The organism is Acinetobacter sp. YH12201 (genome assembly GCF_013418145.1).
GTDB lineage: Bacteria > Pseudomonadota > Gammaproteobacteria > Pseudomonadales > Moraxellaceae > Acinetobacter.
In genome coordinates, this window is the sequence record NZ_VPCP01000011.1 from 40,624 (window position 1) to 56,474 (window position 15,851).

At 41.9% G+C, this 15,851-nt stretch carries 12 protein-coding genes and 3 pseudogenes; 7 read left to right on the plus strand and 8 right to left on the minus strand.

The window, feature by feature from the left end:
• Nucleotides 1-32 precede the first annotated feature (32 nt).
• From FTU91_RS04035 to FTU91_RS04045, 3 genes are all read right to left on the minus strand, one after another.
• Complete coding sequence (locus tag FTU91_RS04035) at nucleotides 33-527, minus strand: flavin reductase family protein (RefSeq protein ID WP_086195015.1); 495 nt, start codon at nucleotides 525-527, stop codon at nucleotides 33-35.
• A 97-nt stretch (nucleotides 528-624) separates the two neighbouring features.
• A complete protein-coding gene (locus tag FTU91_RS04040) occupies nucleotides 625-1,653 on the minus strand; it encodes a methionine synthase (protein ID WP_180081058.1) in 1,029 nt (342 codons plus the stop codon).
• Between the two features lie 27 nt (nucleotides 1,654-1,680).
• Entirely contained in the window at nucleotides 1,681-2,667 is a 987-nt protein-coding gene (locus tag FTU91_RS04045; RefSeq protein ID WP_180043802.1) for a DUF1852 domain-containing protein, read from the minus strand.
• A 647-nt stretch (nucleotides 2,668-3,314) separates the two neighbouring features.
• Here FTU91_RS04045 and FTU91_RS04050 point away from each other — a divergent pair.
• From FTU91_RS04050 to FTU91_RS16535, 3 genes and pseudogenes are all read left to right on the plus strand, one after another.
• Nucleotides 3,315-4,328, plus strand: a pseudogene (locus FTU91_RS04050) (transcriptional regulator); the annotation flags it as partial.
• Nucleotides 4,329-4,824: 496 nt separating this feature from the next.
• Nucleotides 4,825-6,444, plus strand: a complete 1,620-nt coding sequence (locus FTU91_RS04055) for an oleate hydratase (RefSeq protein ID WP_180043804.1) — start codon at nucleotides 4,825-4,827, stop codon at nucleotides 6,442-6,444.
• A gap of 109 nt (nucleotides 6,445-6,553) precedes the next feature.
• A pseudogene (locus FTU91_RS16535) lies at nucleotides 6,554-6,976 on the plus strand (monooxygenase); the annotation flags it as partial.
• 149 nt (nucleotides 6,977-7,125) lie between these two features.
• On the opposite strand, the gene FTU91_RS04070 reads toward FTU91_RS16535, so the two are convergent.
• Nucleotides 7,126-8,382 (minus strand): acyl-CoA dehydrogenase family protein, encoded by a 1,257-nt coding sequence (locus FTU91_RS04070; protein ID WP_180081059.1) that lies wholly within the window; start codon nucleotides 8,380-8,382, stop codon nucleotides 7,126-7,128.
• Between the two features lie 13 nt (nucleotides 8,383-8,395).
• Nucleotides 8,396-9,646 (minus strand): SfnB family sulfur acquisition oxidoreductase, encoded by a 1,251-nt coding sequence (locus FTU91_RS04075; RefSeq protein ID WP_180081061.1) that lies wholly within the window; start codon nucleotides 9,644-9,646, stop codon nucleotides 8,396-8,398.
• A 638-nt stretch (nucleotides 9,647-10,284) separates the two neighbouring features.
• On the opposite strand from FTU91_RS04075, the gene FTU91_RS04080 reads away from it, so the two are divergent.
• Nucleotides 10,285-11,688, plus strand: a complete 1,404-nt coding sequence (locus FTU91_RS04080) for an LLM class flavin-dependent oxidoreductase (RefSeq protein ID WP_180081063.1) — start codon at nucleotides 10,285-10,287, stop codon at nucleotides 11,686-11,688.
• 229 nt (nucleotides 11,689-11,917) lie between these two features.
• On the opposite strand, the gene FTU91_RS16770 is transcribed toward FTU91_RS04080, so the two are convergent.
• Entirely contained in the window at nucleotides 11,918-12,274 is a 357-nt protein-coding gene (locus FTU91_RS16770) for a hypothetical protein (protein WP_306423187.1), read from the minus strand.
• On the minus strand, nucleotides 12,252-12,578 hold the full coding sequence (locus FTU91_RS16775; protein WP_306423186.1) for an SDR family oxidoreductase: 327 nt from the start codon (nucleotides 12,576-12,578) through the stop codon (nucleotides 12,252-12,254). Before FTU91_RS16775 ends, FTU91_RS16770 begins: the two co-directional genes overlap by 23 nt.
• Before the next feature lie 94 nt (nucleotides 12,579-12,672).
• On the opposite strand from FTU91_RS16775, the gene FTU91_RS04090 reads away from it, so the two are divergent.
• The 3 genes and pseudogenes from FTU91_RS04090 to FTU91_RS04100 all read left to right on the plus strand — a co-directional run.
• Nucleotides 12,673-13,035, plus strand: coding sequence for a MerR family transcriptional regulator (locus tag FTU91_RS04090; protein ID WP_180043817.1), 363 nt, complete (start codon nucleotides 12,673-12,675; stop codon nucleotides 13,033-13,035).
• Between the two features lie 348 nt (nucleotides 13,036-13,383).
• The gene (gene ggt / locus FTU91_RS04095) at nucleotides 13,384-15,126 is read left to right on the plus strand and encodes a gamma-glutamyltransferase (protein WP_180081065.1); all 1,743 of its coding nucleotides are present in this window, start codon (nucleotides 13,384-13,386) and stop codon (nucleotides 15,124-15,126) included.
• A gap of 101 nt (nucleotides 15,127-15,227) precedes the next feature.
• Nucleotides 15,228-15,320 (plus strand): annotated as a pseudogene (locus FTU91_RS04100) (IS1 family transposase); the annotation flags it as partial.
• 244 nt (nucleotides 15,321-15,564) lie between these two features.
• On the opposite strand, the gene FTU91_RS04105 reads toward FTU91_RS04100, so the two are convergent.
• A partial coding sequence (locus FTU91_RS04105) for an IS256 family transposase (RefSeq protein WP_033845313.1) occupies nucleotides 15,565-15,851 on the minus strand: 287 nt, incomplete at its 5' end.

A 15,851-nucleotide genomic window follows, 5' to 3' on the forward strand; every position in this document is an offset into this window, starting at 1 on the left:
TTTAAAGAATGGAGTATTGAAGCAATGGACGTTTAAGCCGTTTCTAATTGACCGACTTGATGATAAGCGCGGTTAAAATAGACGAGGCTTTCCTCTTGCTGACTTTGTTTAATCGCTAAGACACGACATAAGAAAATGCTGTGTGTACCGACGTTTTGAATATCTTCAATCTGACAATCAAAACTCACCAAAGCATCTTCTAACACAGGTGATCCTGTTTCGAGTGTGGTCCAATCACCAAGTTTGAAACGATCTTCAGAATTGAATTTGCTTGAGGCAAATGCATTAGAGATGTGTTCATGCTGTGTGCTGAGCACATTGACTGATAGCACTTTATTTTCAATAAAATGTGCATGTGAGCGAGAAGATTGATTCATACAGACCAGCAATGAGGGCGGTGTATCGGTCACACTGCATACGGCTGATGCAGTAAAACCATGCATCCCTGCCGTACCTTGTGTTGTGATTACATTCACAGCAGTGGTTAACAAGGACATTGCATTTCTAAAGTCAGTTGCTTCAATCATCTCTTCTATCTCAAATGTATTTATGACGTACCTAGACTCAAGTATGGCAAATGATTTAGGGATCATTCGCCCTGCTCTGATTTAGCCACACTTCGTGTTAAGCACCAAGCTCTTGACGAACAATCGCAGCACCTGCGTTTAATGCTTCAAGTTTGCCGCGAGCGACTTGACGAGATAAAGGTGTCATACCGCAGTTGGTTGAAGGATACAGCTTGTCTGCATCAACAAATTGCAATGCTTTACGTAAGATCTCTGCTACTTGTTCTGGGGTTTCAATGGTATTGGTTGCCACATCAATCGCACCGACCATCACTTTTTTACCGCGAATCAGTTCAATCAGATCCATCGGCACACGTGAGTTTTGGCATTCAAGTGATACGATATCAATTTTAGACTGTTGTAATTTCGGGAAAATTTCTTCGTATTGACGCCATTCTGAACCTAAAGTCTTTTTCCAATCGGTATTGGCTTTAATGCCGTAACCGTAGCAAATGTGTACCGCAGTTTCACATTGCAACCCTTCAAGTGCACGCTCCAAAGTTGCAATGCCCCAATCATTCACTTCATCAAAGAACACATTAAAAGCAGGTTCATCAAACTGGATGATATTGACACCTGCAGCTTCTAATTCCAAAGCTTCTTGATTAAGAATTTTGGCAAATTCCCATGCCAGTTTTTCACGGCTTTTATAGTGCTCATCATACAGCGTATCAATCATGGTCATTGGACCAGGTAACGCCCATTTAATCGGCTGATGGGTTTGACTGCGTAAAAACTTTGCATCTTCCACGAACACCGGTTTTTTACGTGATACTGCTCCCACCACTGAAGGCACGCTTGCATCATAACGATTACGGATTCGAACCGTTTCACGTTTCTCAAAATCGACACCTTCAAGATGTTCAATAAACGTGGTCACAAAGTGCTGGCGGGTTTGTTCACCATCGCTGACAATATCAATGCCTGCTTGCAGTTGTTCATGCAACGACAAACTTAAAGCATCTCGCTTCGCTTCAAGCAGTTGTTCACCTTCCAGCTTCCAGGGTGACCAAAGTTTTTCAGGTTCTGCCAGCCAAGAGGGTTTCGGTAAGCTGCCCGCTGTTGAAGTCGGTAATAAAATTTTCATAATCAGTAATCATCTATATTGAATAAATTAAGCAGCTTGGCTTTCAACAGCATAGCTTGCAGCCCATTGCTCAAGAATGTCTTTGTAAGGCTTGATAAAATTTTCTTCAGTCCATTGACCTTGTTTGACTGCCAGTTGGCCGCGCTCAACACGGTCATAGACAATTTGCGTCAATGAATAATCCTGATAGTTCAAACTTGGCTGATAGACTAAACCTGCGTTCGAGTTGGCATTGTAAATTTCAGGACGGTAAATCTTTTGGAAAGTTTCCATGGTGCTAATCGCACTGATGAGCTCAAAATCGGTGTAGTCACGCAGTAAATCACCGCTAAAGTAAAACGCCAAAGGTGCAACTGCATGAGCAGGCATGAAATAACGCACTCGCAAGCCCATTTTTTTGAAATAGTCATCTGTGCGTGAATATTCATCATTTTTATATTCCACCCCTAATACAGGATGCACATTGGCGGTACGATAATAGGTTTTAGTGGTTGAAACACTGAGGCAAATCACAGGCTGTTTTTTAAACTCTGCTTTAAAGACCTCTGAATTGACTAAGTGTTGATAAAGCTTGCCATGCAAATCACCAAAGTTCTCCGGCTTCTCATCTGTTTTACAGCCCAATGCCGGTAATACAACGCTAAAGTCATAATCACGTACATAAGATGAAAAACTGTTACCAATCATGCCTTCAATACGTTCATGGGTTTTATGGTCGGTAATCGTACTTTTCAGCATTTCAATGAATGGAAAAGTCTTGCCGTTGCCTTCAACGTCTAGTTCTGCAGAGATGATATCGATTTCAAGTGAATAGCGATCTCCTGTCGGATTATCAATAGCTGCCAAGCTATTAAAACGGTTGTTGATCATCACTAAAGTTCTGCGCAGATTCTCTTGACGGCTTTCACCGCGTGCTAAATTGGCAAAATTCGTAGTCAGACGTGTGCTATCTGCTGGCTGATAGTTTTCGTCAAAACGAATGCGTTTAATTGAACATGCAAACTCTTTACTCATGGTGATCCGCTACCCTAATCTTTGAGATAAAATCAAAATTTATGAATGGGATAATTTATACGCGAATCATTAGATGAATAAAAATGATTTAGTCTAATCAAAAGATGAGTAAAATTCATGTTTATATATTCTTTGCCCGTCTTTAGTTTGATGAGGATGAACCTGCTCTAATTCATCGTTTAAAAATTGAATATTTTAAACCTAATAAATCTATAAATAATAAATACTTATTTATTTTTATTATTAAATTTTTGAGTAAAAATGCTGAATGAGATGCAGAAAATCTCCAAAACCAAATATGATATAAAAATATGTCTTCCAAGCGTTATGTGAATTTATCTCATCTTAAAATTAGAAAATATCAAGATATTCACTTTTCCTAATTCTATCTAAATAGCTTGATATCAGGGTTAAATACTCACCCTATCGCTATATTAAACAAACTTGGATATCCAAGACTGACTCTCGCAAAAAGTCATGAACAAGATGCAACACCATTAATTTCAAAGCTTAAACAGTTAACTATCGAATATTAGGCTGATTAAGCCGTTTTCATCGTCGAAAATTTTGGTTCAGTGAGTAAGTTCATAAAACTTATGAATGGGCTTTAGCTGAACATGTGTTAAATCGTATATCCAAGACTGTGACCTATATAGACTTTACCCCAGGAATCCCAGCCCTCCTTGTTCCGCCGTTCCATTCAGCATAATTATGCCGATTTGCTGAAAATTGCGGATGATTCCGGCATGGCAATAGGCTTGACTGACCATCAGGGTACCTTGTTATGGACATGGAGCAGTTCGGCCATGCTCTCTTCGGCTGAACAGGTTCATTTTGTTGAAGGCGGACATTGGTCCACTCAGGCCGTTGGAACCAATGCCATCGGGCTGACATTAAACAGCCATACTTCCAACTGTGTTTACTCGCATGAAAATCAAATGGATAGCGTCCGTGACTGGGTATGCTATGCAGCCCCCATTTTAGATCCGTACTCTGGCCAGTTTCATGGCATTATTAACCTTTCAACCAAATATAAAAAACATACGCCGCTTGGCTTGCTTGCGGTAGAGCGCTGTGCAGATTTGGTACAGCGTGCCATCCAGTTTGAACAAAAAAATGTCCTGTATATTCAAGCGCTGGGCACGCCGTGGATTCAGTTTAATCAGCATGTTTTAAGCCTGACTCACCGGCAGATTGAGATTCTGTGTATTTTGGTCCTGCATCCATACGGCATCAGTCTAGACGAACTGCATTATGCCTTGTATGGCGAACGTGATGTCAGTATCAAGACCCTTAAAGCTGAACTTTCCCAACTGCGTAACCTGCTGCCCAACTGTATTGAACCGCGTATTTACAAATTGAGCTGTGAAATTCAATACGACTTTTTACGGGCAGAACAATCGTTGAATGCGGGTCTTCTTGCCAGTACTTTCAATTTGTATAAAGGAAGTTTTTTAAGCAAATCCGAAAGTCCATTTTTAACTATCTGGCGCAATAGTTTTGATGCGCGACTGAGCCAGTTAATTTATCAAATGCAGGATATTGATCAGCTGCTGCGGATTATTGGTCGTGCCCCTGAACGGATAGATGCCGTACAGCGCCTGCTGGAACTGTTGCCGCAAGACAGCCCACATCGAAACCTGTTTTTAAAGTTTCTTTAGTCTGTGTACTGAATTATTAATGAAAAGTAAAACCGGCATCAGTGACTTTATTGCATATCCCCTGAAGCTGAATAATTTTATGACTCACTGATGTCGAGATACCATTCAAAGATGATATCTTCCTGATTTGATCTAATAATTCAGTGCGACAACAGCAGAGCCAGCTTTGAAAACCGTATAGACCAAGCCTTTCACATTAATGATAGATTTTTATTATAAATTTAAATACACTTGTGAATTATCTCAAAATCTTTATTTTGAAAAATAATATAGAGCAATAACCAAATAAGTATTTTAATTCAATAGTTTAATTATAAATTAAAATCATTTAATGTCCGTTAAGCATTCATAAAAACCATAATAAGTAAATCTTTAATTACAAAAATTGTGGATAAATAACTTTATATTCAATACATTTTTCATATATAAAAAAGCATACTAAATTTATGGTGTTAAAACCGTTTGCACATCATATTAATTAAACGAGGGGCTAATAATGCAAAATAACAAACGCTATGGGTTAGATGCACAGCAATCCCATCTTTGGATTATCGGGGGCGGTATTGCTGGTATGGCAGCAGCGGCCTTTGCAATCCGTGATGCCAAAGTACCTGCAAAAAATATTCATATTTTGGAAGAACTGGATATTTCAGGTGGATCAATGGACGGCGGCCCTACTCCCAATGCTGCACAGGCTTGGGTCACACGGGGTGGACGCATGCTGACCGATGAAACCTATTTATGCCTTTGGGATTTATTTTCCAGTATTCCCTCTTTGGAAAACCCTGAAATTTCCGTACGTGAAGAATGCCGTGAGTTTAATGAACAGGTGAAAACACATGCCCAAGCGCGTTTAATTGATGCGCAGCATGTCATTGCCGATGCCGCAAAACTAGGCCTCAATACCCTGCACCGTGCGCAAATGCTGCGCTTATTGGCATCTAAAGAAGAGAAAATCGGTAGTCGCCGTATTGATGAATTTTTTGATGAGACATTTTTTGAAACCAACTTCTGGCGCATGTGGCGCACGACATTCGCCTTTCAAAAATGGCATAGCGCCGCCGAACTACGCCGCTATTTTTTGCGCTTCATTCAAGAGCTGCCGCGCATTCATACACTCGCAGGGGTAAAGCGCACCAAATACAATCAGTATGATTCGATGATTCTGCCGCTACAACGCTGGCTGGTGGAGCAAGGTGTCGATGTGCGCTTTGGTAATTATGTAACAGATGCAGACTTCATGACCGATACAGACACACAAGAGCGCCGTGCTACACGCCTGTATGTCAAACTGCCTGAAGGCACGGAGCAGATTGAGCTGAAAGCGCATGACTTGGCTATTTTCACCCTAGGTTCGATTACTGCAGATTCTCGCTATGGCGGCAAGGATGATGTACCTGCATTAATTCGTGACCGTTTGGATCATGGCTGGACATTGTGGGATACATTGGCTAAAAAGGCACCGGATTTTGGCCGTCCCATGACCTTTTATGGCAATGTCGATGAACATAAATGGGAGTCTTTTACCCTGACCATGAAAGATGAGGTACTGTTAAAACGCATCATTGACTATACCGGTAATGAGCCGGGTACAGGTGCACTGATGACTTGGTTTGAGTCTGGCTGGCATTTATCTATTGTTGTTCCGGCACAGCCGCATTTTGCCGATTTGCCTGAAGGCGTGTACACCCTTTGGGGCTACGGTTTCCAAATTGACCATACAGGCGATTACATCAAAAAGCCCATGTCACAAGCGACAGGCAAAGAGATTTTAACGGAACTGGTCAAGCAGCTCGGTTTTGATGACATTTTAGACCATGTGCTGCAAAGCACCGACATTACCACGGCCATGATGCCCTATGCATCTGCCTTGTTCGCCTGCCGTAAACCTGGCGATCGCCCTTTAGTCATCCCTCAAGGCTCGCAAAACTTTGCATTCTTAGGCCAGTTTGTGGAAATTGAAGAGGATGTAGTGTTTACCGTGGAATATTCAGTACGTGGTGCCATGATTGCCATTTACGAGTTTTTTGGCGTAGAACGTGAAATCCCAGACATTTATAATGGCCTGCTCGACCCTAAAGTCGGCTTAAAGGCGTTGGAAACCGTTTTTCATTAATGTTCCATTCATTCTAAATGTGTGCGGAAGCATGCAGCATGAGAGCACTTTCGGGTGCTCTTTTTTGCTCCAGATAAATCATCAACATTCCGCTATCAGCGGCTGTATGCAGGCTTATCATGATTTTGATACCACCCTTCCAGAACTGTTTACCCTGCTGATTACTCGCACAGGCAGATGCCAATTTACCTCAGGCATTGCGTGTGCATTTTGGCTTTACTGAAGATCTGCTGCTGAGCCAGAATGAGGCTTTTAAAGCGTTATGGCTGCAATATATCGACAAAGGTGGAACAGTTGGCAGTGCCTGGTCGGAAGGCGGTAAAGAGTCCATTGAACAATTTAGCACGCATCTTGCACAATGAAAAAACGGGACTGTGGTGCTGAATGGCAAAAATACTATACCACCAGCAGCCTGTATGCTGACTGGGTGGATGTCAGGATGACCGATCTGAATGGCAACCCAGCCTGCATACTGATTCCGCATGATGCTGCAGGTGTAACCATCATTGACGACTGGAACGGCTTTGGTCAGGTTTAATTCTGGAAACTAAGATAGAAAATAAGATTTAAAAATATCTGAAATACATGAATTAAAATAAAGCTGAGATTATATTTTTCGAGCCTCTCAATAAAATAAAACCGCATATCAATGCGGTTTTATTTAAATCTTTTAAATCATATTTATGCTGCAATTTCCTGCTTTTTAGCTACCGGACTGTTGCCGATCTGCCAAACATAAGGCAAAGGTGCCTGATTCACTACCCAGTCACCAATGACTTTCTGTTTATAGATCAGTGGATTATGAGAAGACACAACACGGGCATTGCGCCAGAAGCGGTCCAGCTGCTTTTCGGTAGTGCTGGCAGAGGCACCCAGTGCATTGAACAGCTCTGTAGTCAAATTCAGTACCAGCTCTGAAATGACCACCTGCCCTTGTGAAGACTCCAGTTCAGCACGGTCATTTGTCTGCTGATCAGCCGCCGCATTATTCTGAAAATGACTGATATAGGCACCATCCAGTGCTTCAGCAGTACGCAAAGCAATCGCTTCAGCCGCATAAGCCTGTGCAGACGCTTTACCAATCACTTGCAGGATTTGTGCATCGTCGCGGACCAAATCCGCATTGCCATGACTGAAAATACGGGTGCGCTTGCGGACTTCTTGAGTAAATGCTTCTACAGCACTTTGTGCAATACCGACCAAGGTTGCTAAATGCACCACTTGATAGAAGGCAGTTTGGTATTTAAAGCGTTCTTCAAATGGCAAAATATGATCACGGTTGATGTCAACCTGCTGAATGGTCAAGGTACCACTGCCTGTGGTTTTTTGGCCAAAACCGTTCCAGTCATCCACCACTTGAATGCCTGGCACTTGAGTCGACACCGCAGCAATCACATGCTGATTCGTGGTTTCATCCCAGGCAAATAAGTCGATCCAATCGGCAAAGATGGTTCCAGTGGAATAGTATTTCTGACCATTCACCACCAGCTGGCCCTGTGGATTTTCAGTGACACGGGTCACCACATCGCCAATTTCAACTTTGCCGATTTCCGTCCAGGCATTTCCAACGATTTCACCCCGTACAAAGCGCTGAAACCAGAGGTTTTGAGATTGAGTTTTATTGGCAGTTAAGCGATCTTCGACAAAGGCAAAATGGCCGCGTAATGCTTGAGCCACATTGGAGTCGGCTTTTGCCAGTTCAATCAGCAGTTGAAACAGCTGTTTCTGCGATACACCGTCACCGCCAAAAGCAGTGGGTACGCGAATCGCACCAAAACCGGCTTGCTTCAGCCACTGAATTGGTTCATACGGGAGTGTGCGGGTCTTTTCACGCTCCAGCGCACCATCTGCAATTCGTTGAAAAATCGGGCGGAATTTAGCCGCAACCTGTTGGTAATCTGCACCCAGAGATAAGTTTTGATTGGCTTGAAGAGTCATAATATTTTTCCTTTTAGCTCCATGCATGACGCGGTGGTGGAACATCATTCAGGTAATAATTCCCGACGATATTAAATTTCCAGCGTACAGGGTCATGTAAAGTATGTGTGCGTGCATTGCGCCAGTGACGGTCTAGGTTCAATTCAGAAAGTGTTGAGCGTGTGCCAGACAGTTCAAACAGCTTATTGGCAGCCAACAGGGCAATTTCAGTGGTCAGTACCTTCGATTCGGCCGTAATTAACGTCGCTTTAGATACCGTATCTTCCGTCGGGTTTTCCAAAGCACGGTCAATCGCTTCACCGGCTAAAGCCAGAACTGCTTCGGCCGCACGCAGCTTGATTTTTAATTCACCGATATTGGCAATGGTGTACGGGTCTTGCACGGCCTGTTCCAGACCAGAGTCAATCCACGGACGTGCATGCTGGCGTACATAAGCAATGGTTTCGTTAATTGCACCGCGCGCAATACCCGCATCAATAGCAGACTGGATAAATTGTGAAATTGCTCCTGCTGCCGTAGGACGTTCAAATGCCTGATAGATCGGCACAACATATTTCAGATCGACTTGTACATTGTCTAGAAGTACTGAACCACTCACAGTGGTACGCTGGCCAAAACCACTCCAGTCATTCACAATGGTTAAACCCGGTGTATGCTGTGGCACCAGTGCTGCAAATGGCTTGCCTTCATCACTGACCGCAACCACAGGAATCCAGTGTGCCAGCAGTGCACCAGTAGCAAAGAATTTCTGGCCGTTAATCACCGCATGGTCATCCTTGAACTCGATTTTGGTGCTCAGATCTGCCACTGTTTTTGAGCCTTTTTCTGAAAAGGCATTGCCAAAACGCTGTCCTTTTAGCACCTGGTCAAAGAAGAATGCCTGCTGTTCTGAACTGGCATCCAGACGGATATGTTCCAAAAAGGCCCAATGGTTCTGTGCTATTTGACCCAATGAGGAATCTGCACTGGAAATAATTTTTACCACTTCTGCAAGAGTTTTATAGCTAACCCCTGCACCACCAAACTGCTTTGGAATCGTAATTCCCCATAAGCCTGAAGCTGAATACTGCTGCACTTCCTGCAAGGGTAGAAGGCGTTCATGATCACGTTTGGACGCCTCTTTGGCAAAAACAGCCGCCAGCTGCTGCGCCACTTCAATTGCTTCTTCATCTGACTGTATAACATGTGCCAATTGGTCATGTTGATAAAAATCTTTTGGAATATTGTCTGCATGTTTCAGATTTATTTCAATTTTGGATGTCATTATAAAATGCTCTAGTTACCCTATATATAATGGATAAAAGCTAACATTATTTTTAAAGACTATTTATAATTTAATAAGCGAAACAAATCATTTTAATTAAAATGTTATGTAGTATTTATTCTTAGAATTTCATATTTTCATATAAAGGATAACAAGAAAGAATAGACTGCTTTAATGGAGCATTTTTTACTCAGTTTCATGTTGTAAATTCCAGCGATTAAATTAAATCTAAAATCGAGTATTTTCCCTTTATTTCGATAACATTTAGCAAAGATAAAGAAAAACCTGATTGTCTAAGCTTCACTTGGGTGATCTGCCTTCAGATGGGATAGGCTTCTGTAATTGATCAAGTATTAAATAAAAAGCTGACCAGGAGATAACCATGTATCACTTGAACCGAGGGTCAGAAAAATTTTTATATCCATATATCATCCATAGATGATGTATAAATCCTACAAGACTTTCGGTACAGATAATTACCCCAAAGTTGTATGTTTTGGTTTATGAAAGAGGTCTCATTACTAAATACTTTATTTTCATAAACAGGCATTGTGATAAATATTGATATTTTTCTTATTAAAAGTCTCAATATTTTTTTATTAAAATTATTAAAAATTTTAATATTACTGTAGATAAGTATGAGCAAGAAAATTAGATTTAATGCCTTCGAAATGAACTGTATTGCCCACCAATCCCCGGGATTATGGCGGCACCCGCTCGATCGTTCGACTGAATACAAAGACTTGGAATACTGGACAAACTTAGCACAAATTTTGGAACGCGGTAAATTTGACGGTATCTTTATTGCCGATGTCCTGGGTATTTATGATGTCTATCACCAGTCAGCTGAACATGCGCTGACAGGTGCGGTTCAAGTTCCAGTGAATGACCCTCTACAAATCGTTCCTGCGATGGCTGCTGTAACCAAACACCTAGGCTTTGGGGTGACAACTTCCATCTCATTTGAGCACCCTTACCCCTTTGCGCGCCGCATGAGCACACTGGATCATTTAACCAAAGGCCGCGCCGGCTGGAACATCGTAACGTCCTATTTAGAAAGTGGTTCCAAAAACCTCGGGCTGAAAACACAGGTTAGCCATGACAACCGCTATGATATAGCCGATGAATACCTGGAAGTCCTGTATAAACTTTGGGAAGGTTCTTGGGAACAGGATGCGGTGCTGCGTGACAAGGAAAAAGGCATTTTTGCTGATCACACTAAAGTGCATCCCATTGAACATCAGGGTGAATATTTTACTGTGCCCGGCATTCATATCTGTGAACCGTCTCCACAGCGCACCCCCGTGCTTTATCAAGCTGGTGCCTCTAGTCGCGGTCAGAAGTTTGCCAGCCAAAATGCAGAATGTGTATTCATTTCTGCACCGACCAAAGCCGCAGTAAAAAAACTGGTTGAGGGAATCCGCAGTAAACTGGCCGATGAAGGCCGTGATCCTCATTCAATTCTGATCTATACCATGCTTTCAATTGTGGTCGATGAAACCGATGAAAAAGCACAATTAAAATTTAAAGAATACCAGCAATATGGCAGCTATCATGGTGGACTAACACTGGCTTCAGGCTGGTCAGGTGTAGACTTTTCACAATTCCAGGCAGAAGATCAAGTGGAATATATCCATACCAATGCCATTCAGTCCATGCTGGATTCCTATGTCAAAGCCGACCCAGATAAAGTTTGGACGATTGAAGAGATTGCTAAATTTATCAGTGTCGGTGGCAATGGTCCGGTAATTGTCGGTTCAGCCTCAACAGTGGCAGACCGTTTGCAAGAATGGGTACAAGATACCGATATTGACGGTTTCAATCTGGCCTACATCCTGGCACATCAAACCTTTGAAGATGTGGTTGAGTTTGTAGTCCCGGAACTTCAGCACCGTGGCGTATATCAAACTGAATATACGGAAGGGACATTACGTGAAAAACTGTTTGGCCACGGGCCGTTGCTTCCAGAGAAGCACCGTGGTGCCAGCTTCCGTTATCCAGCTAAACACCTTCAACCGACAGAAGCTTTAAAAAGAGCTTAATGTCTTTATTCGCATACAGGCAAAGTTCACGTTCTATACTCCGGGCATGAAAATAGAAAATCCATCTGGCGTCTCAGGTTGATTGTCTATTGCTTTAATATTGAATATCAACAGGATGGATGTTCCAAAATGCCCAGAATGAACACATTATAAAACTTCGATTCAATAACCCGACCGCAACATGGATATAGGTCTACACATTGCAGTGAGATAGTGGATGATACTCTACTTAAACCTGGTGTTGGCTTACCCATATTGCGTTATTTTCAATGGTTTTTTTCAGATCGGTTGCTGGAGTATTCCAAGTCCGATCTAGCTGTTTAAATGTATTTAAATCCAGTGTTTCGGTTCTTAAAAAATTTAACATTTCTGTTGATAAATCTATTTTTTTTGCCAACCACTTCCATTGCAGTAGACATTTTAGCAACCGGATAGAAATAAAATGTCGAGGACTATTGACGTGTAATTGCGCTGAAATAATTTCAACGAGTTTTTGAAAACAAATTTGCTCTTGGCTAGCAATCAAGATTTCCTGACCTGTCGTTTGGTCATCCTTGTATGCTTTAATCATTGAATTTACCAACATGTTGACAGACACCAAAGGTAAATAAAGCAGCAGTATTAAACAGATAATCGACGGTTTTTAATTGCTGCCAGTCATGCTCAGAAATCCCTAAATCAGTTTGTGTAACATTACCTTGAATACAGATTAATTTTTTACAGTCAGCACCGGATGAATTTAACCAGTCCCGTAATTGAGCTTCTTGTTGACGGAGATTACGGCACATGGCAAACACTTGATAATTTTCTTTGAGTAATTGTGCCGTTAAAAATTTACCGATAAATCCTGTTGCCCAAATCACCCATGCTGTTTGGTTTAAGCCTTGCATAGAATGGCACTCTGTTGATTGATTCATGCTTAAGATAAAGTATGGACTACACTCTAGAGTCAAGTGTTTTTATACAGAAGATGTGGAGATTATGATGCTAGTCGGAGAATTAGCACAACACACCAATCTCAGTCGGGATACCATCCGATTTTATGAAAAACTGGAATTAATTAAACCACTTATTAGGAGCAATAGTTATAAAGATTATACTGAACAAAACTTACAGCAACTCAAACTGATTCAAAGCACTAAAAAATTAGGCTTTACCCTGACGGAAATTAAACAAAGATACCCTATAGCATACAAATCCAATTACATTCCATCGCTATTAAGGCTATCACCAGCTGAATACACTAAAGCTAAATTACGGTCTGATTTAGAATCAGCTCCGGATTACTATAAAAATAGTTTTGAGATTAGACTCTCGGACTTAAGACCACCGATTACTTACAGGTGAACCTATGGAAAGATATGTAATAGTTGTGATACTGATCATAGTCGCGGTATTACTGGTCGTATTTTACAATCAGAAAAAATGAAATTAAAAATTCGGTAGTGCTTCAAAAACTATGCTGAAAAAACAGGCTGAACTGCTGAATGCTGATTGAAAAATTCGCTTGTGAGAAAATCATCACTGAGCGATCTGATGATTTCATGGTCTTTTACGGCATTGTCCTGACCTGCTTTTTCTTTCAAGCCTCAACCGGATATGAATTTCAGCATATACTAAGGCGCCCCAAAACGGCGCGCGGATAGTGTGCTGAATGCTGTGTGGCTTCGACTGTTCGTATGCTTGAGAAATATTATGTTGATCCGTTTTGCCCTGAAACTCAGCTTGGCCACACTTTGTTGTCTTTCCACTGAACTTTATGCAAATACGGCACTCAATCAGGCAACGCTCAGCAGTTATGATTATGACAATGACATTTTCCATCCGGTTCGGGCACAAAATGGCATGGTGGCCTCCGAACATGAAATCGCCAGTCAGGTCGGTCTGGACATTCTGAAACGCGGTGGCAATGCGGTTGATGCCGCCGTTGCCGTTGGATTTACCTTGGCAGTGGTTTTACCGCATGCCGGTAATCTGGGCGGTGGCGGTTTTCTGATTGTACATGATACCCAGTCTGGTAAAAATATTGCGCTGGATTTTCGTGAGATGGCTCCACGTCGTGCGTCACGGGATATGTATCTGGATGAAAATGGCAATATTATTGCTGGCAAATCACTGTATTCACATGATGCCATCGGGGTTCCTGGCACAGTCGCAGGTCTGGAATATGCCCTAAAAAAATGGGGAAGCTTACCCCTTTCAGAGGTGATTGCCCCTGCAATTCAGCTGGCAGAAAATGGCATTCCAGTCAGCCATTCTTTGGCCAAAATGCTGAATGCAGCTGAAGATAAATTAGGCAAATGGCCCAGTTCACGTGCTATTTTCTTTCAAGAGAATCGCCCCTTACGCTATGGTGAACGATTGGTTCAGCAGGATTTGGCACATTCCTTGCGATTAATTAGCCAACAGGGTAGCCTCGTGTTTTACCGTGGTGAAATCGGCGACAAAATTATTGCAGAAATTCAGCAGCATCAGGGCATCATGCAAAAAAGTGATCTGCATGCTTATAAAGTGATCGAACGTCAGCCCATCATGGGCAATTATAAAGGCTATCAGATTGTCACCATGCCACCGCCAAGTTCCGGCGGTGTACATCTAGTACAAATGCTGAATATTTTGGAACAATTCCCCTTGCAACAGTGGGGAGCAAATAGTGCCCAGACCCTGCATTATCTGGCCGAAAGCATGAAACTGGCCTATGCCGACCGGTCTAAATATCTGGGAGACCCTGATTTTGTGCATGTGCCTGTGGCAGGTCTTAGTTCAAAGCCATATGCGAAAATGCTGGCTCAGCAGATTTCAGCTACCACAGCCCGTCCTTCGGCCTCCATTCAGCCCAACAACCCAATCCCCTATGAAAGTGACCAAACCACACATTATTCAGTAACCGATCAACACGGCAATGCGGTTTCGGTGACCTATACCCTGAATTTCAACTTTGGCAGTGGCATTGTCGCAGCAGGTACCGGCATTTTACTCAACAATGAAATGGATGATTTTTCAGCCAAACACGGTGTAGAGAATGCTTTTGGTTTAATTGGCGGAGATGCCAATGCCATTGCTCCCTATAAACGTCCACTGTCTTCAATGACACCCACAATTGTATTAAAAAATCAGAAAGCTTGGCTGGTCACTGGCAGCCCGGGAGGTTCCCGAATTATCAGTACCGTGCTACAAACCCTGATCAATAGCATCGATTTTCAGATGAACCCAGCTGAAGTGGCAGCGGTACCACGAATTCATCACCAGTGGTTACCGGACGAAATCCGTGTAGAAAAAGGCATCAGTGCAGATACCCTCGAATTATTAAAGCAAAAAGGTCATAAAATTGTGCAGAAATCTACCATGGGCAGAACCCAAACCATCCAAATTCTGCCAGATGGCATCTATGGCTATTCTGATCCACGTAATCCGGATGGCGCAACACGTGGATATTAAGGGTTACACATCATAGGCTTTTACTGAGCCAAAATATATTCACAGAAAGTGACGGATGCCTTTCTAAGATGCAAGCCTGTATAAAAGTGGATGAGCTAGATTCTAGTGATCATTGAGATAGTTTTGTCACAGCATTTACATGTTACAAGCAAGTAATAGGTAAGTTTTTTACCGCCGATATTGAAGGCAACAATAATTAAAATAATTGGTATCACGTATGCTGAAATAGTGAGAACATCAACCAATTTATCTGATCCAGCAAAACAGTAACTCTCAGGTACTAGGCAACCGATTAAATTTGAAATTACTGATAAAAGCAGATATAGAACTACTGGAGTTCCCATAATATAGTAAAAGATTTTTTCTTTAAGAATTCTGGAATTTTAAATTTCATAAAATTATATGAGCCTGTAAATTATTTTGTGTAAGTTCCATTTTTTATAAATGATCTTTTAATCGATCATCGAACTGAATCGTAAACCAATTCATCGCTAAACGCCAATTTTGAATTGGCATGGTCCATTTTTTAGCAGCATTTGAAGTTGCTAAATAAATGACCTTTTTCACTGAATCATCAGAAGAGAAGATCTTTCTCTTTTTAGTTGAATGGCGAATCACGCTATTCAATGATTCAATTGCATTTGTTGTATAAATCGCATGACGTATTTCAGCAGGATAGCTAAAGATCGTTCGGATATTTTCCCAATTTGCCCGCCAGGATTCTC